A 23,531-nucleotide genomic window follows, 5' to 3' on the forward strand; every position below is an offset into this window, starting at 1 on the left:
CGCCCGGGCTGAGGTCTGGCCATGCCTGACGGGCATGGTCGGCGGACTGGTCCGCGCCGACCATGCAGCGTTGAGCCTCCGGCCGGCCATGCGCGCGTGCTGTCCGGGCTCCCCGCAGAGGTGCATGGTGTGGGCCTCTCCGGTACTTAGGAACAAAGAGTCGACCCCAACGCCGCTGCGCCATTCCGCAGCGCGATCGCTAGCGTCATCGCCTCGACGTAGGGTGTGCGCCATCGCCTCTAGTGGGTGAGGCAAACCAGACCATGTCTTCCCGCACTGGTGGCTGACTGAATCGTTGTTATAGTCCGCCGCACCACAATCATGTTCGGGGAGATCTATGAGCGAATTCGAGACACACGCCGCGCCGCCACCGCCGCCGGTCGGCACCAGCACGCCGTCGGAGGAGCGCACCCTCGCGCTCGCCGCACATCTGCTGGGCATCCTGACGTCCTTCATCGGCGCGTTGGTGATCTGGCTGATCAGCAAGGACGCCAGTCCGTCCAAGCCGTTTGCCACCGATCAGTCCAAGGAAGCGCTGAACTTCCAGATCACCGTGATCATTGCCTATGTGCTGGCCGTGATCCTGACCGTGGTGTCGTTCGGCATCCTGTTCTTCGTGCCGACGCTGGTGTGGGTCGCCAACCTGGTGTTCTGCATCCTGGCCGCGGTCAAGGCCAATAACGGCGAGCATTACCGCTATCCGTTCACGCTGCGCCTGATCAAGTAATCCGGCCCGCGTAACGCAAAGGCCCGGCATCGCTGCCGGGCCTTTGTCGTTTCAGACGTTGACGCGATCAGTTCTGCGCCGGGGTGTTCTCGGCAAAGTACTCGTGGCTGTCGGCGTTGGTGATGGCCTGCGCCGGGTTGCTGCGGGCCAGGCTGCGTGCGCCGCTCTGACCGTAGACCACATCGTCGGTGCCTGCCACCACGGTGAAGTGGCTGGTTTCGTGCACCAGCGTGCCGGCCTTGGAGTCGGTGCCGGTTGTCGACGCGCTCCAGAACGCATTGCAGACATGGATCTCGTACGGCTGGTTCGGATAGACGTAGGCGAATGCGTCGGCCAGATCCGCTTCGCAGCTGCAGTTGATGGTGAGCTGGCCGTTGTTCTGGTCCAGCGCGTTGTCGATGTTGACGAAGTTCGAGCTGACCCGGCTGTAGCGCGAGGCGTTGTAGGCGCCAAACCAGGTGGTGTAGCGCGCACCGGTGCTGCCGGCGTTGAGGTAGTTGCGCGCGTTCTGCGAGTAATTACGCGCGGCAGTGACGCCACTGGCGGCCTGGTTGGTGCGCGTGGTGCTGCAGTTGAGATAGTTGATGCCGTTGACCACGGCGGTCGGGCCGATGGTCAGCTGCCGCTGCACGCCGCGGTTGGCGCCGTCCAGCCAGACGGTGAGCGGGGTGCTGGTGGCGACTGCAGGCAAGCCGTTGGCGGCCTTCATCAGGCTGCCGTCGGACAACGACGCGTATTGCAGCGACGAGCGCACCTGGATGGTGTAGTTGCCGCTGGTGGACAGGTCATAGGCACCGGCCAGATCCACCTCGCCCTTGACGCTCTGGCCCGGCTGTAGAATGGTGAAGTCGGCTGCCTTGGGCAGGCCGCGCTTGACCAGGCGCCCGGTGTAATCCACCGGCTTGCCATCGCGGCTCACGGCCAGGATGCCGTTGTCCAGCGACTTGAGCGGAAGCTGATAGGTGGGTACGCGGGCAACCTGGCTGCCGTTATTGGTGACCGTCACTGCGATCTTGCCTTGATGTCGCCCGGCCTGGTCGGCCACTGGCGCCAGTTCGATGGTCAACGGAACCGGGCCGCGTACAGACTGCGCCTGCGCCGAACCGAGCACGCCGACGACGGCGAGCGTACCTGCTGCAAACGATGCGAGAAAAACATTCTTCACCAGTGACTCTCCTTGGTCGGGGGATGCCCGCAAGCGCGGGCAGCCCAAACCTAGGTAGAGCGAGCGGGCGCGACAAGTTGTTCAATTAGAGATATTTCTGGATGTCGCACATTGGTTATTCATCCAAATACATCACTGTTGTAGATAATTCAGCAATAAAGTGTGTGGTCCGTCATGAAACGACGCCAGTTGTGTGTCGCCGACTGACACAAACGCTACTGACCAATGTGTCGTTTTGTGATCAGGCTCCCCTGTTGCCTGAATGGACCCAGGCAATCGACCGTGCGGTGGCGCACGGAATGCGCAAATCTGTTGCGCGAGGCGAAGTTGAGGGCGGGGTGGTGCGTGCGGCATTCGCTCTGAATGCGTTGCTGTCTTGCCGTGCCGTGCCGTGCCGTGATCTGGCACGGCCGTTGTGCGTTCTCCACTGCCCGCGCGCCGATCGCACCCTGGCGGCGGCTCGCCAAGCGTGGTTAGCCGCGCCTAGTGGGCGCGGTCCACCGCAAACCGGCCCAGGGTCGCCAGGGTTTCACCCGGTGGACCATAGGGCTGCAGCACGTCGTGCATGCGGGTCGCCAGCTCGGCCAGCTTGGCTTTGGCGCCGTCCATGCCGAGCAAGGCAGGGTAGGTGGATTTGGATTGCGCGGCGTCCTTGCCGGCGGTCTTGCCCAGCTGTGCCGAGCTCGATTCCACATCCAGGATGTCGTCGCGCACCTGGAAGGCCAGGCCCAGCGCATCGGCAAAGTCGTCCACGCGTTGCTGATCGGCCGGCGCGGCGCTGCCGGTCAACGCGCCCATGCGCACTGCGGCGCGAATCAGTGCGCCGGTCTTGAGCGCATGCATGCGTTGCAGCGCATCCAACGGTTGCAACTGACCGGTGGCATCGATATCCAGCGCCTGTCCGCCGCACATGCCCGCCGCACCGGCCGCAGTGGCCAGGCTCTGCAACCAGCCCACGCGCAGCTCGGCGCTGACTGGCGCAGTGGCCAGCAGTTCAAAGGCGCGGGTCTGCAGTGCATCGCCGGCCAGGATGGCGGTGGCCTCGTCGAAAGCGATGTGCACGGTGGGCTGGCCGCGTCGCAGCGCGTCGTCGTCCATCGCCGGCAGATCGTCGTGCACCAGCGAGTAGGCATGGATCAGTTCGACCGCCACGGCGGGGGTGTCCAGCGTGTCTTCATCGGCGCCAAACAGCGCACCGGTGGCATACACCAGCAGCGGCCGCATGCGTTTGCCGCCGCCCAACACCGCGTGCCGCATCGCTGCGTGCAGACGCTGCGGTGCCAGCGTGGCGCTTGGCAAGCCTGCGTCGAGGCTGCGTTCGGTGCGAGCGATCCAGTGTTCGAACAGCGCGGGACTCACCTCAGCCGCCGTCCAGCGACGGCGGCTCGAAGGCTTCGGCAAGCTCGGGACGGGCCGGGTCGGTCAGTAGACGGACGCGCAGTTCGGCCTGTTCCAGCGCCTGCTGGCAATCGCGGTACAGGCCGATGCCGCGTTCGTAGGCGCTGAGCGATTGTTCCAGGCTCAGGTCGCCGACTTCCATTTTCTGCACCAGTTGCTCGAGTTCTTCCAGCGACTGTTCGAAGCGGGCAACCGGGGATGTTTCGTTCAAGGACTTCTTGGCCATCGCTAAAGTGTGCGGCGCGCGCGCAGGCGGGTCAATTCGCGTTGGCGTCGACGCGCCACTGCAGACGTGCGCCATTGGCCTGCAGCCAGTCCGTCAATGCAGCGGAGACGATGCGATCGCCGGCTGCGAGCACCTGGTCGTCGGCCCACAGAATCGGCAGGCGATCGCGGTGCCAAGGCGGCAGATCGACCGTTTGCAGCACATGCTTGAGCCGATGTGAATGCGTGCGTTGCGGCAGCGCGATGCGCTCCCCACCGTGTCGGGCACGCACCAGCAGCGGGTGCGCGAAGCGCAGCCCTGAGGGGCCATGCAAGTACAGCTGTGCGCCATCGGGCAACAGCAAGGGCTGCGCGCCATCCCACTGCGCGGACCACTGCGCCGGCCATGCCGGTGTTGGACGAAGCAGGTACAGGCAATGCCGCCAGCGCCGCACTTCGACCTGCTGCCAGGCAAAGCAGGCTTGGCGATCCGATGCGTGGATGTCGATTTCCCGTTCCAGCGCATCCACACCCTGCGCGGGCAGCGGCGGTGCACCGGCCGCGGTGGACCACGCACGCAGCAAGCGCTGCCGGCGTGTGACCGGCTGTGCACGCAGCAGCTGCAGGTCCAGTGCGCCGCTTGCGGTCATCAGACCGGGCAGCAGGGCCTGATCGTCATGCTGCAGCAGATCGCTGGCGTCGGCGCTCAGCTGCGCGCTGCGTGCCAGCGCAGCGGCGGCCTGCGGCCAGCGTTGCTGCAGCAATGGCAGCACCTGTGTGCGCAGGAAGTTGCGGTCGTAGCGGGCATCGGCGTTGCTGGGATCGTCGATCCAGTGCAGGGCATGCAGGCGTGCGTAAGCGTGCAGGTCGGCGCGCGGATGTGCCAGCAATGGGCGCCATAACGTGCCGGCGGCAAACGGCCGCTGCGCACGCATGGCCGCCAAGCCGTCGGGGCCTGATGCACGCAGTGCGCGCAGCAGAAACGTTTCGGCCTGATCGTCGCGATGGTGGGCCAGCGCCAGCCATTCGCCGGGCGCGAGCAGGTCGGCAAAGGCGGCGTGGCGCGCCTGGCGTGCTGCTGCTTCCAGCCCCAGACCGCTATCGCGCGCGACCTGCACCTGCACGACGTGTAGCGGCACCTGTAGCGCCTCGCAGGTGCGCTGGCACTGTGCGGCCCAGGCATCGGCATCGGCATGCAGGCCGTGATGCACGTGCATCGCACGCAGGCCGCGATCGCGGTACGCCGGCGTGGCAGCCAGCGCATGCAGCAGCACACTCGAATCCATGCCGCCGCTGTAGGCGATCAGCACCGGGCCGGGTGGGGTAGCGGGCAGCAGTGGCGGTGTGTCGGTCACCGGGTGCTCAAACGATGCGGAACAGTGTTGGATGGGCAAACCACCGATGTGCGCGAACAGTTGCGATCCGTTGACCGCACTGCGCGGCTTGGGAACATCGACGCTCCATCCACGTCCACGTCCACATCCACATCCACGTCATGCTCATGATCTTCGCAGCACGTGGCGCATTGGCCACCACGTGCCGATGCCGCGAAACGATCACATCGCCGTACGTCATGCGAGACGCGGTCCGCCCATGCGGCAGACGTGTCCGGCACGGTGGCGCTGATCGCCTACCCACCAGCCGCCGCTGCGCCGCCATCTGCACATCAACGCTTCGCCGCCGCCTCGAACGTGGTCGGCGTGGGCAACTGCACCGGGACGCCCGCGTTGTCGCAGGTGCCGGCCTTGCACAGGCGCTCGCGCAGACGCGGGGTGGCCTGCACGATGACGTGGTAGATCACGTTCTCTTCCAGCGTGCCGCGGAATGCCGCGCTGCCTGGGCCGGTGGCCCAGATGCCGACGTCTTCGCCGCCATGGCTTTCGGACTTGGTCGGTACCAGCGATTCCTGCATGTAGCTGGGCGCTTCGGTATCGACATGGGTGAGGTCGGGGCGGCCGTGGGCCGGCTCGCTGCTGCTGGGCTCGTGCGGGTACTTCTTCGGGCCGGCCGGCTGGGCGTTGGTCGCGCCGGTGTGGCCGGGGCCATTGGCGTAGCTGAGGGTGGTGTAGGGCTGGCCGGCCAGGTCGGTCGCCAACTGGCTGCGGTCGCCTTCTTCGCCGCCGGTGCCGCGCACCTTGCCCAGGATCGGGTTGCCGCGCACCGGGTAGCCGACGAAGTTGAGCGTGTGCGAATGGTCGGCGGTGACGATGATCAGGGTGTCGGCCGGTGCGGTCTGCACGGCGGCGCGCACCGCGTCGGATAGCGAGACGGTTTCGTCGAGCGCGCGGTAGGCATTGCCGGCGTGGTTGGCGTGGTCGATGCGGCCGCCTTCGACCATCAGCACGAAACCATTCGGGTCGCGCGACAGCGACTGGATCGCGGTGCGGGTCATCTCGGTCAGGCTGGGCTCGCCCTGCGGGCCGCGATTGCGGTCGTGGTCGAACTGCATGTGGTCCGGCTCGAACAGGCCCAGCAGCGCGGGGGCGCCGGCAGCGGCCTGCAGCTGCTGCTCGTTCCAGACGTACGCACCTTGCGGATGCGCCTGCTTCCATTCGGCGACCAGGTCGCGGCCGTCCAGGCGCAGGCCGACCTTGTCGTCGTACTCCGGGTCTCGCTCCTGCACGGTCTGGAACTGGCTGCGGCCGCCGCCGAGCACCACCTGCGGGCCGCGCCCGTAGCGGGCGGTGGACAACAACTGCTGGGCGATGTCCTGGCAGCCGGCCGCGCGCGCCGCCTCGGGTAGGTCGGTATCGTTTTCCCAGTTACGGTCCGGCGAATGCGCGTAGGTCGCTGCCGGGGTGGCATGGGTGAGACGGGTGGTGGTGACCACACCGGTCGCCATGCCGGCGCTGTCGGCCAACTGCAACCAGCTCAACAGCCCCTTGTTCAAACTGTCGGCGCAGTCGCTGCGGTTGCCGCTGCTGACGCCGATCGCACCCATGTGCGACTTCACGCCGGTGGTGATCGCGGTCATGGTGCCGGCCGAATCCGGCGTCTGCGAATCGGTGTTGTAGGTCTTGCTGAAGGCGGTGGCCGGGAACTGCTCCCACGACAGCAGGTTCTCTTCGCCCGGCCCGCCCTTGCGCTGGCCGTCCAGGATGCGCGCGGCTGCCACCGTGGTCAGGCTCATGCCGTCGCCCAGGAACAGGATCACGTTGCGTGCCTTGCCGGCCATGGCGCCGTTGCCGGCCGCACGTGCGGCGCCGGAGCGGTACCACCACTGCGGGGTCTCGCCGGCCGGGTGCGTCACCGGCGGCACGTCCACGCGGATGGCGGCGGGTGCGGATGCGGTGGTTCCGGCAGTGGAGGCGCAGGCGGCCACGCACAGGGTGGTCAGGGCGGCGAGGGCAGGCAGGCGGTAACGCATCGGGTTCGAACTCGTGGCTGAATCAGTGTCCATTATGCCGGCCTGTGTCCGTCGCATAGATGACACGCTGCTGTTCCAGTCGTGGCCTCGCGGGCAGGCCAGGCCTGCGCTAAGGTGCATGCACTCTCCCCCCGGATGATTCGACGACATGAGACTGGTTGCGGCCTGGTTGCGCATTCCGTTCTGGCAGCGCGTGGTGGCCGGCTTCGTTCTCGGCGCGATTGCCGGTGCGGCGATGGGCCCGGCGGCCGAGGTGTGGTTTGGCCCGCTCGGCGATCTGTACGTCACCCTGATCAAGATGATTGCGATCCCGCTGGTGTTCTTCGCGGTGATCAATGCGATCTCGTCGTTGCACGGGCAAAAGTCGGTGGCTGCGCTCGGCGGGCGCACCTTCCTGTGGTTCGTGATCACCGCCGCGCTGGCGGTCGGCGTCGGTCTTGCGGTGGGCACGCTCATGCAGCCGGGCGCCGGCCATTTCAGCCTGAGTGTGGACTCGGCGTGGAAGCCGCGCGATGTGCCCAGTCCGATCCAGGTATTGCTGGATGTGGTGCCGTCCAACCCGTTCTACGCACTGACCGGCATCGGCACCAAGACCAACGCGGCCGGCGAAACCGTGCTGGCGGCCGGGCGCGGGTCGATCCTGCCGGTGATCTTCTTTGCCGCATTGCTCGGCTTTGCGATGGTCAAGCTTGGCGAACGTGTGGCCGAGGCGCGCAAGCTCACCGGGCAACTGAGCGACATCATGATCCAGGTGACGCGCTTCGTGCTGGAGATGACTCCGCTCGGCACCTTCGGCCTGATTGCCGGGCTGGTCGGCAGCTATGGCTTCGCAAAGTTGCTGCCGTTCGGCAGTTTCGTGCTCGCGCTGTACGTGGCCTGCGCCATCCATATCCTGGTGGTCTACAGCAGCCTGTTGCTGGTGCACGGGCTCAACCCGTGGAAGTTCTTTCGTGGCGCGGCGCCTGGCATGCAGGTGGCCTTCGTCAGTTCGTCGAGCTTTGCCGCGATGCCGGTGGCGATGCGTTCGATCACCCACAACCTGGGCGTCAGCAAGGACTATGCCGCGTTTGCGGTACCGCTGGGCGCCAGCATCAAGATGGATGGCTGCGGCGCGATCTACCCGGCGCTGTGTGCGGTGTTTATCGCCCAATACACCGGCGTGCCGTTGACGGCCAATCAATACTTCGTGGTGCTGATCGCCTCGGTGCTGGGCAGCTTCGGCACTGCCGGTGTGCCGGGCACCGCAGTCATCATGGCCACCGTGGTGCTCAGCGCGGCCAACCTGCCGCTGGAAGTGATCGGGTATCTGTATGCCATCGACCGCATCCTCGACATGATGCGCACGATGACCAACGTTACCGGGCAGATGCTGGTGCCGGTGCTGGTGGCCAAGGAAACCGGTTTGTTGGACAAGACGGTCTATGAGTCGGCATCCACCAACGTGGGGCTGGAAGATCCGCCCGCCGACAGCGCCAAGCCGCTGCGCTGAGCGGCACGCATGACGGTTGCATTTCCCGTGTTGCGTGAGCGCCTAGCGCAACTGCCCGCGCTGGACAGCGTGGATGGCGTGTTCGTTCAACGCACGCTTGCCGATGATCCGTTCGAGGATCGCTATCTGGAGGTGCGGCGCAAGGAAGGCCGGCTATATACCGATGCGCAGGTTCGCAGCCTGCCGCGCCCCAGCGGCAAGCTTGGTGCCAGCCTGGAATGGCAGGTGCGCGCGCTGTCCAGCAGGTTGCTGGTGCAGCATCTGCAAGCACGCGCAAGCGAAGGTGCAGGCGAGGGCGCCATTCTCGAACTGGGGTGCGGCAATGGCTGGTTATCGCAGCTACTGGCGCAATCCCTGCAGCGCGACGTGTGCGGTATCGACGTCAATCGCACCGAGCTCACGCAGGCCGCGCGCGTGTTCGGCCACGACCAACGGCTGAGTTTTGTCGCTGCCGATATCCAGACCCTGGCGCTGCCACAGGATGTCTTCGATGTCATCGTGGTGCCGGCATGCATCCAGTATTTTGCCGATCCTGCGGCCTTGGTGCGTCACCTGCTTGCGCAACTGCGCGACGGCGGCGAGTTGCACATCCTCGATAGCCCCCTGTATCCAGATCGGCAGCGTGCCGACCAAAGCGCTGCACGCAGCCTGCGTTATTTCACCGGCCTTGGCGTTCCTGCATTGGCCGAGCAATACCACCAGCACACCTATGCCGCCTTCGACGCGTTCGCAGTGCAATGGCTGTTCGATCCGCGCCATCTGCGTGCGCGTGTGCGCCGCCTGCTCAAACTGCGGCAACCGCATTTTCCGTGGTTGTGTCTTCGCAAGCAGGACAACCAGGGGCGGTAGCTCGGTGGCGTCATTGCCCTTGTAGAGCCTCCATCAACGTCGTCGCTTGCGGCGCCTTGTGCTGCGCGACCGCGCCGACCACGATAAAAAACGTCAGCACGCCGATCAGAGGCCACAGCGTGTGGCGAACGCATAACCACCACCAGCCTTGCGCCTGCACGCCGCGCATGCGTCGATACAGCCCACCTGCGAGCGCCGCGTCCACCAGAAGCTCGGCCATCAACACCGGCGCCGACCACACCACCCAAGCGGCAGCAACGATTGCGACTGCGGCGGCGGCCAGCACAGCCACTATCGCCAAGATCGGCAGTCCGGCTTCGCCATCGACGAAGTCCGGCAGTGAGCCGTCCCCCGAAACATTCGAGTTGGATCGGGATGGCGCGCTCCATGTGCCGGACCTACCCGCGCCGCTGGAGTTGCCGCCGTGGCCGGCCCATCCCGAGGTGTCCTCCGTCTCGCTGCTGGCGAGGTCGACGCAGTCGCCCGCCAGTTCATCGTCTAGGTCGTTGCGCCAGCGTAGCCATGCCCACATCAGCAGCAGAAACAGGCCATAGGCGACCAGCGTCGCCATCGGGTAGCGCACCACCATCGCATCGACGCCGGCATTGCGCAGCAGGAACGAGGCCAGCAGCCCACCTGTTGCCGTGGTCAACACGATGGCGCTCATCTGCAAGCGTGGCCAACCGTCGCGTTCCAGGTGCCGCCTTGCATGCTCGATGGTGAATCGTCTTCGGTCCGACATGACGCGCTGCCTCCTGCTGCGGGCAGCCTTGCCCGGATGCCGAGAGTAAGTGACTTTCGATCAGGCTTGCACGCGCTTTGCTGCAGATGTGCGATTTGTCCAGTGACCGGTGGTCGGTGAGGATCTGGCCGCTCCGGAGCGCAGAAGCGAGCACGCGCCAAGTCCTGGGGGGACGCGCCTACGGTGTGTGTGAGTCGCGTCATCTCGTGCGGCGGGCGTGAGAGACCTGCAAGGCAGTCGCAGGGCCGCGCTTTCCGTCAGCGCATCCGCGTGCGCGGGGCGAATCCCTTCAACGCGCGCGCATGGCACACTTTCAGCCCATCCCCTGGTGAGAGCGTGCAGTGATTGGCCAACAGCGTGATCTGACATTTCGTTTTCTGGCCGAGCCCAGCGACGTCAACTTCGGCGGCAAGGTGCATGGCGGCGTGGTGATGAAGTGGATCGACCAGGTCGGTTTTGCTGCGGCCAGTGGCTGGAGCGGGCATTACTGCGTGACGGTGGCGGTGGGCGGCATCCGCTTTGTGGCGCCGGTACGGATCGGCGATCTGGTCGCGGTGTCGGCAAAGCTGGTCTACACCGGGCGCAGCAGCATGCATTTCGCCATCGATGTGCGTGCGCGCAGCCCGATGGGCGGCGACTCGCGCTTGTGCACCCATTGCATCATCGTGTTCGTGGCGATGGATCCGGACGGCGTCACGCCGGTGGAAGTCCCCTCCTGGCGGCCGGACACGCCCGAAGATCAGCGCCTGGCCGAGTACGCCCTCAAGGTGATGGAGCTGAGCAAGGGCATCGAGGACACCATGGCGCACTACAGGGCCGATACGTCGGGCTAAGCACAGGCGCTGTCCGGACCCATTCGCGCAGTGCCTCGGACAGAGTGAGCTTTCGTGCGAGCGCTTATCAGGCCCAGTTGCCGAAGCGTTAGCAGTAGCGGCTGCCACGGGGCAGTCACATGACCGTTTCGATGACGACGCACACAAAAAAGCCGCGGGTTCGCCGCGGCTTTCTTTTAATCGTTCGAAGCACTCAGGCTTACAGCACCCGGCGCGCCTGGATGAACTTCTCGCTCCAGTAGCCACTGGCCAGCGAGTCCACGCGCACGTCCTTACCGCGGCTGGGCGCGTGCAGGAACTTGCCGTCGCCGACCACCAGGCCGACATGATCGATGCGGCCACGCTTGCCGAAGAACACCAGATCGCCGGCCTTCAACGCGTTCGGGTCCTTGATCAGTTCGGCCGATTCATCGCGGGCGATGTCGCGCGAGACGCGCGGCAGGTCGATGCCGAGTGCGGTCTTGAAGACGTAGCCGACCAAGCCGCTGCAATCGAAGCCCTCGGTGGACTCGCCACCCCAGACGTACGGGGTGCCCAGCAGGGCCATGGCACGCTGCAGGATCACCTGCACACGGCTGTCGGCAACGGCGTTCTGCGCAGCATTGGCCGCGCTCTGCGAGACATCGTAATTGGCGAGCAGGCGGCTGAGGTCTCCGGCGAACATCGCCGAGCGGTCCATCAGCGGAATGGCGTCATTGGCGGCCAGATGCGGAAGCAGGGCGGCCAGCGTAGCGGTGGCAGCGGCGTCAGCTCGGCTGCGGGTTGCGGCTTTTTCGGCGGCGACGGCGCTGTCTGGCGTAGTCGTCTGTGCAGCGGATGGGGGGGTATTGGCGGTCTGCGCCAGAGCGGGCAGTGCGGCAATCCAGAGAGCGGTAGCGCATAGCAGGCGGAGCGGTTTCCGGAGCGGAAGCGGTGCGGCGCCAGTTTTGATCTGTTCGTCGTTCGTCACGCGGGAATCACAATTCTGCTGTCGATGCGGGATGATGCCTTGGTGAACGAATCGTTACGTTCAAAAAAAGTTAAATTTCCGTTTGATTACTTGTGATGCTCGTCACATTTTAGTGCAAAACCCGCTTTGAACCTGAATAATGGTCACGCCAGTACGCGCCATCGAGGAAATCCAAGCGGACGGTACCGCCGGTGGTCGGGGCATGCACAAAGCGGCCTTCACCGACATAAATGCCGACGTGGCTCACGCTCCCGCCGGCGCCGAAGAACACCAGATCCCCGGTCGCCAGTTTCTCTGGCGCGATCCGCGGGCCCTGAATTGCGGCCAGATCGCGCGAGGTGCGCGGCAACGACAGCGCCAGCACATCCTTGTAGACATAGGTGACCAGGCCGCTGCAGTCGAAACCGGTCTCCGGCGTGTTGCCGCCGAACCGGTACGGCGTGCCGACCAGGCCCAGGGCGCGCATCAGGATGTTGTTGGCAGCAGCCGGATCTGCCGGCGGTACCTGCGGCCACACGCGTGACGACAGGGGCGACGCGGCGGCCGGACGTTTGACCGGTGCCTGCGCGCAACCGCCCAGCAGGAGCAGGCCCAGCAACAAACAGGCCGCGGCGCGATGTGCGCGGGCGGCGAAAACTGGCGTGATATGCATGGAGCCGGGATAATGGGCGGTTCGAAAGGTCGCCATGATGGCGGCGCACCCGGCGGCCGACAAGCCGTCTTCCACCGTCTGCCACCGGGCAGCCCATTCAGAGCCAGGCATGAAGATCGAAAAAGACAGCGTCGTCCGCTTCCACTACACCGTTTCGGAGATTGGCCAGGAGCCGATCGAGAGCTCCAAGGAGCGTGACCCGTTGGCGATCATGATCGGCCACGGCAACATCATTCCGGGCCTGGAAGCGGCCATGATGGACAAGGAAGCCGGCGAGAGCTTCGGCGTGGACGTCAAGGCCACCGAGGCCTACGGCGAATACCGCGAAGGCCTGAGTCAGCGCGTGCCCAAGAAGCATTTCGGCGCGACCAAGCTGATTCCGGGCACCCAGGTGGTGCTGCAGACCAACTTCGGCCCGCGTGCGGTGACCGTGCAGAAGGTCGGCATGAGCGTGGTCGACGTCGACCTCAATCACCCGATGGCCGGCAAGGATCTGCATTTCGATGTGGAAATCATCGAAGTGCGCGAAGCCTCGCAGGAAGAGCGCGACCACGGGCACGTGCACGGCGACGGCGGTCATCACCACTAAGCGCGACGATCAACACCGCTGCGTGGCCACTGGCCGGGTACGCCCAGCCGTGGCAACCAGCGCACACCGCGCGTGCACGCTGAGGGCTGCATGCCACCTACAGCGGGTTGGCGATGATGCGCAACCTGGTGTTGGCCGCAGCCAGTGATGTCTGTCTTCCTGACGGCCCGCCCCTTCGGCGGGCCGTCTGCTTTCTGCGGCGCGCCACGCCGCATCCGGTTGCCTGAGCTGCGATGACACAACGCGATCTGCTGTTTCCCACTGCCGCGAGCGAGCGCATCGTCGTGCTGGACGTCCTGCGCGGCTTCGCGTTGCTCGGCATCTTGCTGATGAACATCGAAGCCTTCGTCGGCCCGCTGGATCTGGCGCTCAGCGGCGTGGAGCCGCATTGGCACGGCGCCGATCGCGTTGCCGATGCGCTGGTCTACATCTTTGTGCAGGGCAAGTTCTACACGCTATTTTCGATGCTGTTCGGCATGGGGTTTGCGGTGATGGCCCAACGCGCCGAACGCACCGGACGCGGGTTTCTTGGCATGTATCTGCGCCGCACGGCCGGCTTGCTGGTCATCGGTCTGGCGCACGCGCTGCTGCTGTGGTCCGGCGACATTCTGGTGACGTACGCAATGCTGGCAGTGTTGCTGCTGGGCGCCCGCAATGCGCCGACGGTGACGCTGCCGTGGCTTGCCGCGTTGGTCTACCTGTGCGCACCGGCCCTGGTGCTGTTGTACGGCGCTGCCGGTGCACTGATGCAGGCCGACCCGGCCTCGGCAGTGGAGTGGAAAACGGCCATGGCCGATGTTGCGCAGCAGGCTGTGGCCAACGTGCAGGCGCAGCGCGCCGCACTTGGGCACGGCACCTATCTGCAGGCCACCACGCAGCGCTGGCATGACCTGCGCGAAGCGATGAGTGGGCTGAGCATCAATGGCCCGGCCATGCTCGGCATGTTTTTGCTGGGCAGCTGGTTCGTGCGCAGCGGCGCGATTGCCGCGCCCGAACGCTTCCCGCAGCTGTTCCGTGTGCTGCGTTACGGCGCCTTGCCGCTTGGGTTGGGCGTGATGTTGCTGAGCTATGCCATGGAACCCTGGATGGACCCTGCGCGGTTGAGCATGCGCCTGTCCGGCGCTTTTGCGCTGGCGTTGGTGGCCGGTCCGCTGATGAGCCTGGGCTACGCCGCATGGGTGGTGCGCTTTGCTGCGCGTCTGGCCTGGCTTGCGCCGGCCGGTCGCATGGCGTTGAGCAACTACCTGCTGCAGTCGTTGCTGTGTACCTGGATGTTTTATGGCTACGGGCTGGGATATTTCGAGCAGCTGCCGCGGGTGTGGCAACTGCCATTTGCGGTAGGGCTGTTCGCCTTGCAAGTGGTGATGAGCCAGCTGTGGCTGCGCTGGTTCCGCTTCGGGCCGATTGAATGGCTGTGGCGTAGCGTGACCTATCTGCGGGTGCCGCCGATGTGGCGCGGCCACACGCGCGCGCAATAGCGCACACGCTGATGCGCGTATGTTGTGCGTATGCTGCGTTCGATGAAAGGAGAAAGCCGGATGGTGGAAATTCTATTCGAGGCCGATGAGCGCACGATGGAGAACCTGATGGAGGGCCCTTGGGTCATCATCCAGGAAAAATCCTATGGGCCGTCGCGCAGGATTGCGTTGTTCAACAAGAGCGGCTTCGAAAAATACAGCCAACTCATCGATACGTATGCGTGCGACGGGTTTTCGATCGCGCCTGAGGACGTCGTGCAGGGCGAGCTGAAAGCGCATTTTTCCCCGGATTTTGGCAAGGTGAAAAAACGCGACGCGATTGTCGAGATCGGCATACAGGGCGAAGGCGCCTTTGCCGACGACTTCGATTATGACGTGTTCAAAACCTTTAAGAATGTCAAGGCGCTGACGACGCATGGGGTATCGTTTGGACCTGTGCTGCCAATGCTTTTTCCCAAGCTGGAAGCATGGGAAAACCTTGCGTGGAAAAGCAATACGCTTCATTCGCTCAACGGCAGTTGGGCCAGGCTTTCGCGTCTGTCCATCCACAGGTTGAGTGGGTCGCTTGACGTGTTCGACGACCGGCCTATTCGAAAGCTTTTCCTGATCGCGTCAACGATCAAGAATATCGCTGTGATTGCACATTACAAATCACTTGAAGTCTTGCAATTCGTCTCCTGTCGTATTGCGGGCGACGTTTCATCACTTTCGCAGCTCGCAACGCTACGTTCGGTGCGCTTCGAAGGCAAAAACAAGCTGGAAGGTTGGGACGGCCTCAAGAGCGAAACGCTGCGGAATTTCTGGGCGACGCATCTGCCGTGCGAATTCCTCGAAAAAAATTTCCCAAACATCGAGAACACTGTCGTCAACACCTACCGGAGCAAGGACCCATTCCGGAAGATTGGCGGAGATCCAGACAAGATCGAAGAGGAGTTCGGCAGCATATTCACCGAATGATCCGCTGCCTCACGCTAAGCTGATTGTGTGTCAGGACTGAAAGCAAACAACCAATGACTAACCCGATGACGCGCCGCCTGCCTGCGCGCGAGCTCCACCTTTGCCACTCGGAGCGTCTTGCATGAGTGCGCGCTACGACTACGACGTGGTGATTCTGGGTGGCGGTTCCGGCGGCCTGGCGGCCGGATTTCGCGCGGCAAAGTACGGCGCACGCGTGGCGATCATGGAACCTAATGAACTAGGCGGTACCTGCGTCAATCTTGGTTGTGTGCCGAAAAAAGCGATGTGGTTGGCGGCCGATCTGGCTGGCAAGATCGAGCTCGCCAGTGCGCTCGGTTTCGATGTGCCGCGACCGACGCTGGAGTGGCAGGAGCTGGTCACCCATCGGCAGGGCTATATCGCCAACATCCACGCCAGCTATCGGCGTCGACTCGATGAAGATGGCGTGGTGCTGATTCCGCAACGCGGCGTGTTGCAGGATCGCCATACGCTCATGGGGGAGGATGGGGTGCCGGTGACGGCCGAGCACATCGTGATCGCAACCGGTGCGCATCCGCTACGCCCGAACGTGGACGGCGCCGAACATGGCGAAGTCTCGGACGACTTTTTCAATCTCTGTCATGCACCTGCGCACGTGGCGATCATCGGCGGTGGCTATATCGCGGTGGAAATCGCTGGCCTGCTGCAGGCACTGGGTAGTCGCGTGCATCTCTATGTGCAGGGCGACCGGTTGCTGGAACGTTTCGATGCGGAACTGACGCTGCAAATGGCCGACAACCTGCGCCATTTGGGAGTGCGCCTGCATTTCGGTTTCACCACCACCGGCCTGGAACGCGATGCGCAGGGCGGGCTGCGCGTGCATGGCCATCCGGCGCACCCGCGCGAGCAGGGCAACGACGTGTTCGACAAGGTGTTCTTCGCCATTGGCCGACGCGCCAATACCGCAGGCCTGGGTCTGGATACGGTGGGTGTGGCGTTGGGCGAGAAGGGAGAAGTAGTGGTGGACGATGCTCAGACCACCAGTGTGCCGAACATCCATGCAATCGGCGATGTTGGCGGCAAGGTCGGGCTGACGCCGGTGGCGATTGCCGCCGGACGTAAATTGATGGATCGGCTGTTTGGCAATCAACCGGATGCGCGCATGGACTACGACGGCGTGCCGAGCGTGGTGTTTTCGCATCCGCCGCTCGGCCATGTCGGACTCACTGAAGAGCAGGCACGCGCACGCTACGACGGCGCGGTACGCGTGTATCGCAGCAATTTCCGGCCGATGTTGCATGCCCTGGCCGACGCGCCGCAACGCAGCCTGTTCAAGCTGATCTGCGTGGGCGAGGAAGAGCGCGTGGTCGGCGTGCACCTGCTGGGCGAAAGCGCCGACGAAATACTGCAGGGCTTTGCCGTGGCAGTGAAGATGGGCGCGACCAAGCGCGACTTCGACGAGACGGTGGCGATCCATCCCACGTCGTCGGAAGAGATCGTGTTGATGCATTGATGTGTGGGCGTGTGTTGCGCAGTGAACGACAGCGTCTGCAGTTGCGTGCGGGAAGGGATGGAAGCGGCGCAGGTAAGGCAGGCGGAGCGCGACGTGGAAGCAGAAGGCGAAGCGTGAAGCGCAACTAGGTCCCCTCCGGCGGGGAGTGGCTGGGGGCACGGTTGGTCAGTAAGTGTGCTTAGGCAACGCTGACGCTGCGCTTGGCGATACCGACCATGTGCTCATGCGACGCAGCGCCGGGTTTTGAGCGTTTTGCTGTTTGGATGTCCAAGGCTTCGCCCATACCCTCACTTCAACCGGTCTCCCCGCGGGAGATGGGCTTTTGAGTCTTTCTCTCAAGAGATGGATTGTGATGCCGCAGCTTTCAATGTTGCGCACTGCTTGATGCTTTGGTTGCTCGGCTCTGCGTGGCTTCGCCCGTACCCTCACCCCAACCCCTCTCCCAGCAGGAGAGGGGTTTTTTGAGTTTTTACGTCGTGAACGTATCGGGTGACGCGCTTGGTCGCAGAAGCCCCGTGGCGCTGCTGTCATTTAGGACGGCTCAAAGAACGTCGCGAGCCGTCGTCAGGTGGGCGCGGACGGCGCGCTTAGAACCGGAGTGTACGGAGTGGCACATGCCGCATCGAGCACCGGCCGCGCCCGCCTGGCGGTGAACACAGTCGTTTTGTTGGCTGTCCTTAGTCGCGTCAGCTGGCATTCTTGCCGGATGTCCAAACCTCGCCAGCCCGCGTTGCGTCCATTTGCATCTGCCAAGTCCGCAGCGCCTGCTTCTCAAAAGCCAGTAGCGCTCTCAGGCGAGCAGGCACGGCTGCGCATTCTTGACGTCATTCGCGCCATTTCTGCCGGTCAGGTTGCCGGCTACGGTGAGGTCGCCACGCGTGCCGGGTTGCCTGGACGTGCGCGCATGGTGGCGCGTGTGCTCAGCGGCAATGACGACCCGGATCTGCCCTGGCATCGCGTGCTTCGTAGCGATGGCCGGATTGCCTTGCCGCCGGGATCGTCCGGCTACGACGAGCAGTGCCAGCGGCTGCGTTCCGAGGGGGTGCCGGTGGTGCAGGGGCGGGTACGCCGCGCCACGGCCGCGCAGCGGCTGGATGCGGCCGTGTGGGGTCCTTCATAACGCTGCCGTTATCATCGACAGCATTCAGAAGGAATGCCGCCATGCCTCAATTGCCGCCCGTCACCAAAGCACTGTTGATCGCCAATATCGGTTTGTTCTTGCTGCAGTGGGCCTTGGGCGATCTGGGGGCGGGGGTGTTGCCATCCGACTCCACCTTGTCGTGGCTCATGCTGTGGCCGATTTCCAACGGCTTTGATGCGTTCTCGCCCGGCGCCAGCTTCATGCCGTGGCAGTTGCTGACTTATGCGTTTCTGCATGGTGGATTCAATGAGCTGTTCTTCAGTGCGCTGGTGCTTTTTATGTTTGGCGCTCCGTTGGAGCAGACTTGGGGCCAGAAGCGATTTTTGACTTACTACTTGGTCTGTGTTGCGGGCGCTGGTGTTTGCCAGCTCTTGATGGCCTGGATCGTCCAGAGCGTTTCACCTGTGCTGGGAGCGTCTGGCGCCGTGTTCGGCCTGTTGTTTGCCTACGGCTTGCTGTTTCCCAAGCAGCGCGTGATGTTGTTGTTCCCGCCGATCCCGATGAATGCACGTACCTTGGTCATTGTGGTCGGCTTGGTCGAGGTGGCGTTGGGTTTGCTCGGCCAGCGATCGGGAATCACGTATTTCGCATATCTGGGTGGCATGCTGTTCGGCTGGTTGATGATCCGCTACTGGCGCGGCCAGTCGCCGTTTGGCGGTAGTGGTGGTCGCAAGGGTGGCGGCGGAAAGGGACGCAAGCCGCCGCTGCGCGTGGTGCGCTGAGCCAAGCGACGGTTTGCCGGGTCGGCATGAGTTGTAGGAGTGACGCTAGGCCCGATTAAGGTGGCCGGTAAGGCCGCATCGCGGCCAGGGCCGCTCCTACGAGAGCACGGTGCCGGACGGCTTGTCGCGGCGGAAGTAGATAAGGCAATCGTGGATCTAGCGATCAGCGGATTAGCCGACGAGTTGGCTGACATGCAGGTCCGGGAGAGGCTTGGCTAGGCAGAAAGCGGATCTAGCGGAAGGCGAGTCGAGCTAAAAGCGGATCAGGCGAAAGGCAGATCCGGCGATAGGCAGATCAGGCGAAAAGCAGATCAGGCTAAAAGCGGATCAAGCGGATCAAGCGGAAAAACAGAGCAGGCATTTTCCGTCACGGATATCTGGGACAAAAAAAGAGCGCGGAATCCGCGCTCTTTTTTATTGCCGATCTGTATTGCCGATCGTGCGGGGACTCAGCGCCAGATCTTGATCTGCTCTGCGTCCACGCGTTGCATCGGCTGGCCTGCCTTACAGGTGAAGGCCGCACCGAATTCCGGCAGGTTGGACAGCGGGCCGTTGGTGCGCCACTGGCCCGGTGCGCGGATGTCGGCGCTTGCGCGCTGCACCGCTTCGTTCGGCGACAACTGCTGTGCCCACAGGCCGGCCCAGGCAGTGAAGAACGCCTGCTTGTCGACTTCGGTGGCTGCCGGTTGCGCCTTGCTGAAGGCCTGCCAGGCCAGTTCGACGCCGGCCAGATCGGCCAGGTTCTCTTCGGCGGTCTGCGTGCCGTTGACCTTGACGTTGGGCACGCCCGGGTACGGGTAGGCGGCGAACTGGTTGGCCACCTTGCCGGTCAGCTCGGTCCAGCTGCTCTTTTCGGCAGGTGTCCACCAGCTGCGCAGCTCGCCCTTGGCGTCGACCAGCGAGCCCTTGGCATCGATCGCGCGGGTGAGTTCGTGCGCGACCAGTGCACCGTAGGCGCCGTACTGGGCCGCCGGTGTGCCGCCGGTGGTCAGCACCGGTGCCTGCAACACCGCAGCGGTGACGATCAGGCGGTTTTGCGCGATGTCGTAGGCCACTGCCGGCTGCTGCGGCAGCACGTCCCAGCGACGGTCTGCGTTGCCCTTGCCGATGCGCTTCATTTCCTCGCGGTGACGCCAGGTCGAGGCGATCAGCATGTTGCCGCCGAAGCTGCCGCGGCCCATCGGTTGCACGGTGTAGTCCAGATCGCGTCGCGGCGCGCCGACTTCGATCTTCATCGCGGCCAGCTTGGCCTTGGCTTCGGCGACGGCTTCGCCATTGCCCCAGCCGGTACGCTCCAGCGCGGCCAGCTGTGCATCGCGCACCTGGTCGGCGATGGCCTCGGCCTGGCGGCGGGTGTCGCTGCTCAGGTAGCGCGCGACGTATTCGCGACCCAGCATCGGGCCGGCGGCCACGTTGATGGCGTCCAGCACCTGCTGCCAGCGCTGCGGCGGCATCGCATCACCGCGCAGCAGACGGCCGCGGAACTGGTACTCGGCGTCGTGGAAGCTCTTGGACAGGTACGGCGCCATCGCATCGCCCACGCGCCAGCGCAGGTAGGCCTTCCACTGCTCCGGCTTGATGCTGACGATCATGCTGTCGAGCTGCTTGAACATCGCCGGGTCGGCCATCGACACCAGGTCGTCCTTGACGCCCTGCGCTTCCAGGAAGTCGGCCAGGCGCAGGTTCTTGTACTGCTTGGTCAGCTCCTTGGTGGCGATCGGCGCGTAGTTGTTGAACGGGTTGTTGATGCCCTGCACCGACTGCGCGCTACGCGCCAAAGCGGTTTCGATCTGCAGCACGGAGGCGGCATCGGCGTCGAGCTTGTCGGCCGGGGTGCCGGTCAGCGCCAGGATCTGCTTGACGTAGGCGCGGTAGCGGCCCATCAGCGCCTGGGTGTCGGCATCGGTGCGGGTGTAGAAGGCCGGGTCCGGCAGGCCCATGCCGCCTTGCATGAAGTAGCCGATGTGGCGGTCGAGCGCCTTCAGGTCCACGTCCGGACCGAAGTTGAAGCCGACCGGGATGCCGACCTGATGCAGTGCGGCGATCGAAGCGGGCACATCCTTGGCCTTCTTGATTGCGTCGATGCGCGACAGCAAGGGAGCGATCGGATTGGAGCCGTCCTTCTCCACCGCCGCCTCATCCAGGCCGCTGGCCCAGAAGTCGCCCAGCAGCTTCTGCACGTTGCCCTGCGGCGTCTTCATCGACGCGTCCAGCAGCTCGCGCTGCTGCTGCAGGGCACGCTCGGACAGCTGGCCCAGCGCGGTCACGGCGCCGGCCTGCGGCACCGGGTTGGCCTTGAGCCAGCTGGCGTTGGCGTAGTCGTAGAAATTGGTGCAGGCCGCAGACACGGCCGGGGCCTTGGGGGCTGCCTTCTTCTTGCGAGCGGCGTCGGCGTCGGGGGCGGACAGCAGCGTGATCAGGCTGAAGCCAAGAGCGAGGGCAAGCGGGCGAATGGTGGGCATCGAGAAGAAGGGTGGCCAGAGTAAAGTCGGCGAAGTTTAGCAAGGCTGCGCCTCGCACAGGCGGGCGCCCGCAGCCGTTCGTCATCGGTACCGGCCGTTTGCATGAATGCGACAGGCCCGCGGGTGCGGGCCTGTGCGTGTAGCTATCGTGTTGGAAGCGTTTGCAGGTAGTGACTCGCGCAGTGCCTACCAGATCACCACGCGGTCTTTCTCAGCCCGCACCATTGCGTCGCCAGGTTTGCACGCAAACGCGGTGGCGAACTGCGGCATGTTCGAAGGTGCGGCGATGGCCCGCAGATTGTCGGGTGAGTGGGGGTCGCTTGCGAGGTAGACCAGCTGTTGCTGCTCGCGTGTGAGTCCACGCCAGTTACGCGCAAAGCCCAGGAAAAACCGCTGCTCGGGGCTGTACCCGTCAATAGTCGCAACGCCCTCAGGATGCTGACGCAGTGCGGTCTGTAGCGCGTCGTAGGCAATGTTGATACCGCCCAGGTCGGCGATATTTTCGCCCAGGGTGAGTCTGCCGTTGACATGCATGTTGGGGTGACTGGGCAAGGGAACATAGGCATCGAACTGCTTCACCAAGCCGTCTGCACGTTGCTCAAATGCCTTGCGATCCTGCGCAGTCCACCAATTGACGTTGTTGCCCGCGCCATCGAACTGGCTGCCTTGATCGTCGAATCCATGCGTGGCTTCGTGCCCGATGATCGCACCGATGGCGCCGTAGTTCAGGGCGTCGTCGGCGTTGGCATCGAAGAACGGCGGTTGCAGGATGCCGGCCGGGAAATTGATGGTGTTGGTACTTGGGCTGTAGTACGCATTGACCGTCTGCGGAGGCATCGACCAACGCTTGCGATCGGTGGGTTTGCCGATCTGGGCGATATCGTAGTGATAATTGAACTTGGCTGCGGCTTGAAGATTGCGGTAGTAGGCACCGGGAACGATCTCCAGCCCCGACCAGTCACGCCAGGTGTCCGGATAGCCGATCTTGGGCAGGGAGGCTTCCCACTTTGCAAGCGCCTTTGTTTTGGTTTCGTTGCTCATCCAGTCGACGTTTTCGATGCGCGTCTTGAGCGCTGCACGCACGTTGTCGACCAATTCGGTCGCGCGTTGCTTGGCTTCAGGCGTGAACACTTTGGCGACGTAGAGTTGGCCAAGGCCTTCGCCCATGGCGCCGTCGACTGCGCGCAGCACGCGTTTCCAACGTGGGCGTTGCTCTAGTTGTCCGGACAGGGCCTTGCCATAGAAGGCGAAGCTGTTGTCGACGAATGCCTTGCTGAGCTGTCTGGATGCCGCGTCGATGGTATGGAAGCGCAGGTAGGCCTGCCACTGTGCGATCGGCGCACTGGCCAATTGCTGGTCGAACGTCGCGAAGAAGCGCGGTTGCGATAGCGAGAAGCCTGCGCCGACATCCACGCCTTGCGCGGCGAAGAAGTCTTTCCATGAAAAGTGCGGGGTGAGCTTGTTCGCCTCGGCAACGCTGACGAAGTGGTATTGGTTCTTGGGTTGGCGTGCATCGGTTGGGGTAAGCGAGGCGGCAGCCAGTCGCGATTCCAGTGCCATCACGTCCCTGGCTTGCGCCTTGGCCGCGTCGGCATCGCTGCCGGTGAGTTCGAACGACTTGGCGATGTAGGCCAGATAGGCTGCACGGATGGGAGCGTATTCGGCGGAAGTGTAGTAGTCCTTGGTCGGCATGCCCAGGCCACCTTCGCTGGCAAAGGCGATTTGCTGGTCTGCCTTGTGGAAGTCCGCGCTCGCGCCGAACTCGAAGACATTGCCATCGCCCTCCGCATAGCGGCTGGTGATGTAGGTGGCGACATCCTTGGCGGATTTCAGCGCCTCAATGGCTTTCAGCTGCGGACGGATCGGCTGGTCTCCCGCCGCTTCGATGGCGGCTTCGTCCATCCCCGTGGCGTAGAGCAGACCAAGTTTGCGTGCAAGCGGGTCGGTTTGCTTGTCTGCCTGCTTCGCGGCGCTTTCAACGATCTCTCGCTGCGTGATCAGGCTCTTTTCCGTTAGTGCGTCGAACATGCCCCAACTGGAGCGGTCGTCTGGAATCGGATTGGCTTTGGCCCATTTGGCGTTGACGAACGTATCCAGGTTCTGGCAAGCGCTTGTTGCCGTGTCCAGCTCGCTGATGTCGAACGAGGGTTTCGTTGTGGCGGCGGTTGCCGATGCGCGCGTCGGCGCAGCCGGTTGCGCCGGCTTGCTGCTGTCGTCGGCTTCGCGCTTGCAGCCCGCCAAGGCCACAACCAGTGCCAGAGCGAGCGTGGAGGTCTTGATCGGTGAGATGGAAGCTCAGTCGGGTGAAAGAGCAC

General features: G+C 64.2%; 20 protein-coding genes and 1 other RNA gene. 10 read left to right on the forward strand and 11 right to left on the reverse strand.

The genetic code is table 11. The annotated features are described in order from the left end of the window. Positions 1-337 precede the first annotated feature (337 nt). Positions 338-727, forward strand: coding sequence for a DUF4870 domain-containing protein (locus tag ABQZ00_RS05765; protein WP_055849960.1), 390 nt, complete (start codon positions 338-340; stop codon positions 725-727). Between the two features lie 67 nt (positions 728-794). On the opposite strand, the gene ABQZ00_RS05770 is transcribed toward ABQZ00_RS05765, so the two are convergent. The 5 genes from ABQZ00_RS05770 to ABQZ00_RS05790 form a co-directional block, all read right to left on the reverse strand. Further along, entirely contained in the window at positions 795-1,892 is a 1,098-nt protein-coding gene (locus ABQZ00_RS05770; RefSeq protein WP_055849962.1) for a M35 family metalloendopeptidase, read from the reverse strand. Between the two features lie 483 nt (positions 1,893-2,375). Then, the gene (locus ABQZ00_RS05775; protein ID WP_115554159.1) at positions 2,376-3,251 is read right to left on the reverse strand and encodes a polyprenyl synthetase family protein; all 876 of its coding nucleotides are present in this window, start codon (positions 3,249-3,251) and stop codon (positions 2,376-2,378) included. A 1-nt stretch (position 3,252) separates the two neighbouring features. After that, on the reverse strand, positions 3,253-3,516 hold the full coding sequence (locus ABQZ00_RS05780) for an exodeoxyribonuclease VII small subunit (RefSeq protein WP_005995187.1): 264 nt from the start codon (positions 3,514-3,516) through the stop codon (positions 3,253-3,255). A 31-nt stretch (positions 3,517-3,547) separates the two neighbouring features. After that, a complete protein-coding gene (tilS, locus tag ABQZ00_RS05785; RefSeq protein ID WP_323537377.1) occupies positions 3,548-4,849 on the reverse strand; it encodes a tRNA lysidine(34) synthetase TilS in 1,302 nt (433 codons plus the stop codon). A 311-nt stretch (positions 4,850-5,160) separates the two neighbouring features. Then, positions 5,161-6,894: an alkaline phosphatase gene (locus ABQZ00_RS05790; RefSeq protein ID WP_323537376.1), complete on the reverse strand. Its 1,734-nt coding sequence runs from the start codon at positions 6,892-6,894 to the stop codon at positions 5,161-5,163. 115 nt (positions 6,895-7,009) lie between these two features. Between ABQZ00_RS05790 and ABQZ00_RS05795 the strand changes: the two genes are divergently transcribed. Further along, a complete protein-coding gene (locus tag ABQZ00_RS05795) occupies positions 7,010-8,350 on the forward strand; it encodes a dicarboxylate/amino acid:cation symporter (protein ID WP_115513372.1) in 1,341 nt (446 codons plus the stop codon). Positions 8,351-8,359: 9 nt separating this feature from the next. Further along, positions 8,360-9,199: a class I SAM-dependent methyltransferase gene (locus tag ABQZ00_RS05800; RefSeq protein ID WP_323537375.1), complete on the forward strand. Its 840-nt coding sequence runs from the start codon at positions 8,360-8,362 to the stop codon at positions 9,197-9,199. Between the two features lie 10 nt (positions 9,200-9,209). Here the strand turns inward: ABQZ00_RS05800 and ABQZ00_RS05805 are convergent, their stop codons facing one another. Next, complete coding sequence (locus ABQZ00_RS05805; RefSeq protein ID WP_323537374.1) at positions 9,210-9,866, reverse strand: hypothetical protein; 657 nt, start codon at positions 9,864-9,866, stop codon at positions 9,210-9,212. Positions 9,867-10,282: 416 nt separating this feature from the next. Between ABQZ00_RS05805 and ABQZ00_RS05810 the strand changes: the two genes are divergently transcribed. After that, positions 10,283-10,774, forward strand: coding sequence for an acyl-CoA thioesterase (locus ABQZ00_RS05810; protein WP_055849978.1), 492 nt, complete (start codon positions 10,283-10,285; stop codon positions 10,772-10,774). Positions 10,775-10,973: 199 nt separating this feature from the next. On the opposite strand, the gene ABQZ00_RS05815 is transcribed toward ABQZ00_RS05810, so the two are convergent. Further along, positions 10,974-11,723, reverse strand: a complete 750-nt coding sequence (locus tag ABQZ00_RS05815) for a C40 family peptidase (RefSeq protein ID WP_055849980.1) — start codon at positions 11,721-11,723, stop codon at positions 10,974-10,976. Between the two features lie 109 nt (positions 11,724-11,832). Next, positions 11,833-12,486 carry a C40 family peptidase gene (locus ABQZ00_RS05820; protein ID WP_323537373.1) on the reverse strand — a complete coding sequence of 218 codons (654 nt, stop codon included), beginning with the start codon at positions 12,484-12,486 and terminating at the stop codon, positions 11,833-11,835. Between ABQZ00_RS05820 and ABQZ00_RS05825 the strand changes: the two genes are divergently transcribed. The 4 genes from ABQZ00_RS05825 (at position 12,485) to gorA (ending at position 16,891) form a co-directional block, all read left to right on the forward strand. Then, the gene (locus ABQZ00_RS05825; RefSeq protein WP_055849982.1) at positions 12,485-12,964 is read left to right on the forward strand and encodes an FKBP-type peptidyl-prolyl cis-trans isomerase; all 480 of its coding nucleotides are present in this window, start codon (positions 12,485-12,487) and stop codon (positions 12,962-12,964) included. The genes ABQZ00_RS05820 and ABQZ00_RS05825 overlap by 2 nt on opposite strands. A 233-nt stretch (positions 12,965-13,197) precedes the next feature. Then, positions 13,198-14,442, forward strand: a complete 1,245-nt coding sequence (locus ABQZ00_RS05830; RefSeq protein WP_323537372.1) for a DUF418 domain-containing protein — start codon at positions 13,198-13,200, stop codon at positions 14,440-14,442. 42 nt (positions 14,443-14,484) lie between these two features. Next, the gene (locus tag ABQZ00_RS05835; RefSeq protein ID WP_323537371.1) at positions 14,485-15,399 is read left to right on the forward strand and encodes a hypothetical protein; all 915 of its coding nucleotides are present in this window, start codon (positions 14,485-14,487) and stop codon (positions 15,397-15,399) included. Positions 15,400-15,520: 121 nt separating this feature from the next. Further along, positions 15,521-16,891 (forward strand): glutathione-disulfide reductase, encoded by a 1,371-nt coding sequence (gene gorA / locus ABQZ00_RS05840; protein ID WP_323537370.1) that lies wholly within the window; start codon positions 15,521-15,523, stop codon positions 16,889-16,891. Positions 16,892-17,429: 538 nt separating this feature from the next. Here the strand turns inward: gorA and ABQZ00_RS05845 are convergent. Beyond that, a non-coding RNA gene (locus ABQZ00_RS05845) (sX9 sRNA) lies at positions 17,430-17,507 on the reverse strand. A gap of 90 nt (positions 17,508-17,597) precedes the next feature. On the opposite strand from ABQZ00_RS05845, the gene ABQZ00_RS05850 reads away from it, so the two are divergent. Together ABQZ00_RS05850 and ABQZ00_RS05855 are read left to right on the forward strand one after the other, a co-directional pair. Continuing rightward, positions 17,598-18,011 carry an MGMT family protein gene (locus ABQZ00_RS05850; protein WP_323537369.1) on the forward strand — a complete coding sequence of 138 codons (414 nt, stop codon included), beginning with the start codon at positions 17,598-17,600 and terminating at the stop codon, positions 18,009-18,011. A gap of 41 nt (positions 18,012-18,052) precedes the next feature. Next, complete coding sequence (locus ABQZ00_RS05855) at positions 18,053-18,754, forward strand: rhomboid family intramembrane serine protease (protein ID WP_323537368.1); 702 nt, start codon at positions 18,053-18,055, stop codon at positions 18,752-18,754. A gap of 449 nt (positions 18,755-19,203) precedes the next feature. On the opposite strand, the gene ABQZ00_RS05860 is transcribed toward ABQZ00_RS05855, so the two are convergent. Both ABQZ00_RS05860 and ABQZ00_RS05865 read right to left on the reverse strand, forming a co-directional pair. Further along, a complete protein-coding gene (locus ABQZ00_RS05860) occupies positions 19,204-21,216 on the reverse strand; it encodes a M13 family metallopeptidase (RefSeq protein WP_323537367.1) in 2,013 nt (670 codons plus the stop codon). Between the two features lie 186 nt (positions 21,217-21,402). After that, on the reverse strand, positions 21,403-23,505 hold the full coding sequence (locus ABQZ00_RS05865) for a M13 family metallopeptidase (protein ID WP_323537448.1): 2,103 nt from the start codon (positions 23,503-23,505) through the stop codon (positions 21,403-21,405). Between the last annotated feature and the right edge of the window lie 26 nt (positions 23,506-23,531).

The organism is Xanthomonas sp. WHRI 10204 (genome assembly GCF_040202875.1).
Taxonomy (GTDB): Bacteria; Pseudomonadota; Gammaproteobacteria; order Xanthomonadales; family Xanthomonadaceae; genus Xanthomonas.

Coding starts and splice junctions, on each gene's coding strand:
- ABQZ00_RS05765 (WP_055849960.1), top strand. CDS start 338: ATGAGCGAATTCGAGACACACGCCGCGCCGCCACCGCCGCCGGTCGGC.
- ABQZ00_RS05780 (WP_005995187.1), bottom strand. CDS start 3,516: ATGGCCAAGAAGTCCTTGAACGAAACATCCCCGGTTGCCCGCTTCGAA.
- ABQZ00_RS05790 (WP_323537376.1), bottom strand. CDS start 6,894: ATGGACACTGATTCAGCCACGAGTTCGAACCCGATGCGTTACCGCCTG.
- ABQZ00_RS05795 (WP_115513372.1), top strand. CDS start 7,010: ATGAGACTGGTTGCGGCCTGGTTGCGCATTCCGTTCTGGCAGCGCGTG.
- ABQZ00_RS05800 (WP_323537375.1), top strand. CDS start 8,360: ATGACGGTTGCATTTCCCGTGTTGCGTGAGCGCCTAGCGCAACTGCCC.
- ABQZ00_RS05805 (WP_323537374.1), bottom strand. CDS start 9,866: ATGAGCGCCATCGTGTTGACCACGGCAACAGGTGGGCTGCTGGCCTCG.
- ABQZ00_RS05825 (WP_055849982.1), top strand. CDS start 12,485: ATGAAGATCGAAAAAGACAGCGTCGTCCGCTTCCACTACACCGTTTCG.
- ABQZ00_RS05820 (WP_323537373.1), bottom strand. CDS start 12,486: ATGCCTGGCTCTGAATGGGCTGCCCGGTGGCAGACGGTGGAAGACGGC.
- ABQZ00_RS05830 (WP_323537372.1), top strand. CDS start 13,198: ATGACACAACGCGATCTGCTGTTTCCCACTGCCGCGAGCGAGCGCATC.
- ABQZ00_RS05835 (WP_323537371.1), top strand. CDS start 14,485: ATGAAAGGAGAAAGCCGGATGGTGGAAATTCTATTCGAGGCCGATGAG.
- gorA (WP_323537370.1), top strand. CDS start 15,521: ATGAGTGCGCGCTACGACTACGACGTGGTGATTCTGGGTGGCGGTTCC.
- ABQZ00_RS05850 (WP_323537369.1), top strand. CDS start 17,598: ATGTCCAAACCTCGCCAGCCCGCGTTGCGTCCATTTGCATCTGCCAAG.
- ABQZ00_RS05855 (WP_323537368.1), top strand. CDS start 18,053: ATGCCTCAATTGCCGCCCGTCACCAAAGCACTGTTGATCGCCAATATC.
- ABQZ00_RS05860 (WP_323537367.1), bottom strand. CDS start 21,216: ATGCCCACCATTCGCCCGCTTGCCCTCGCTCTTGGCTTCAGCCTGATC.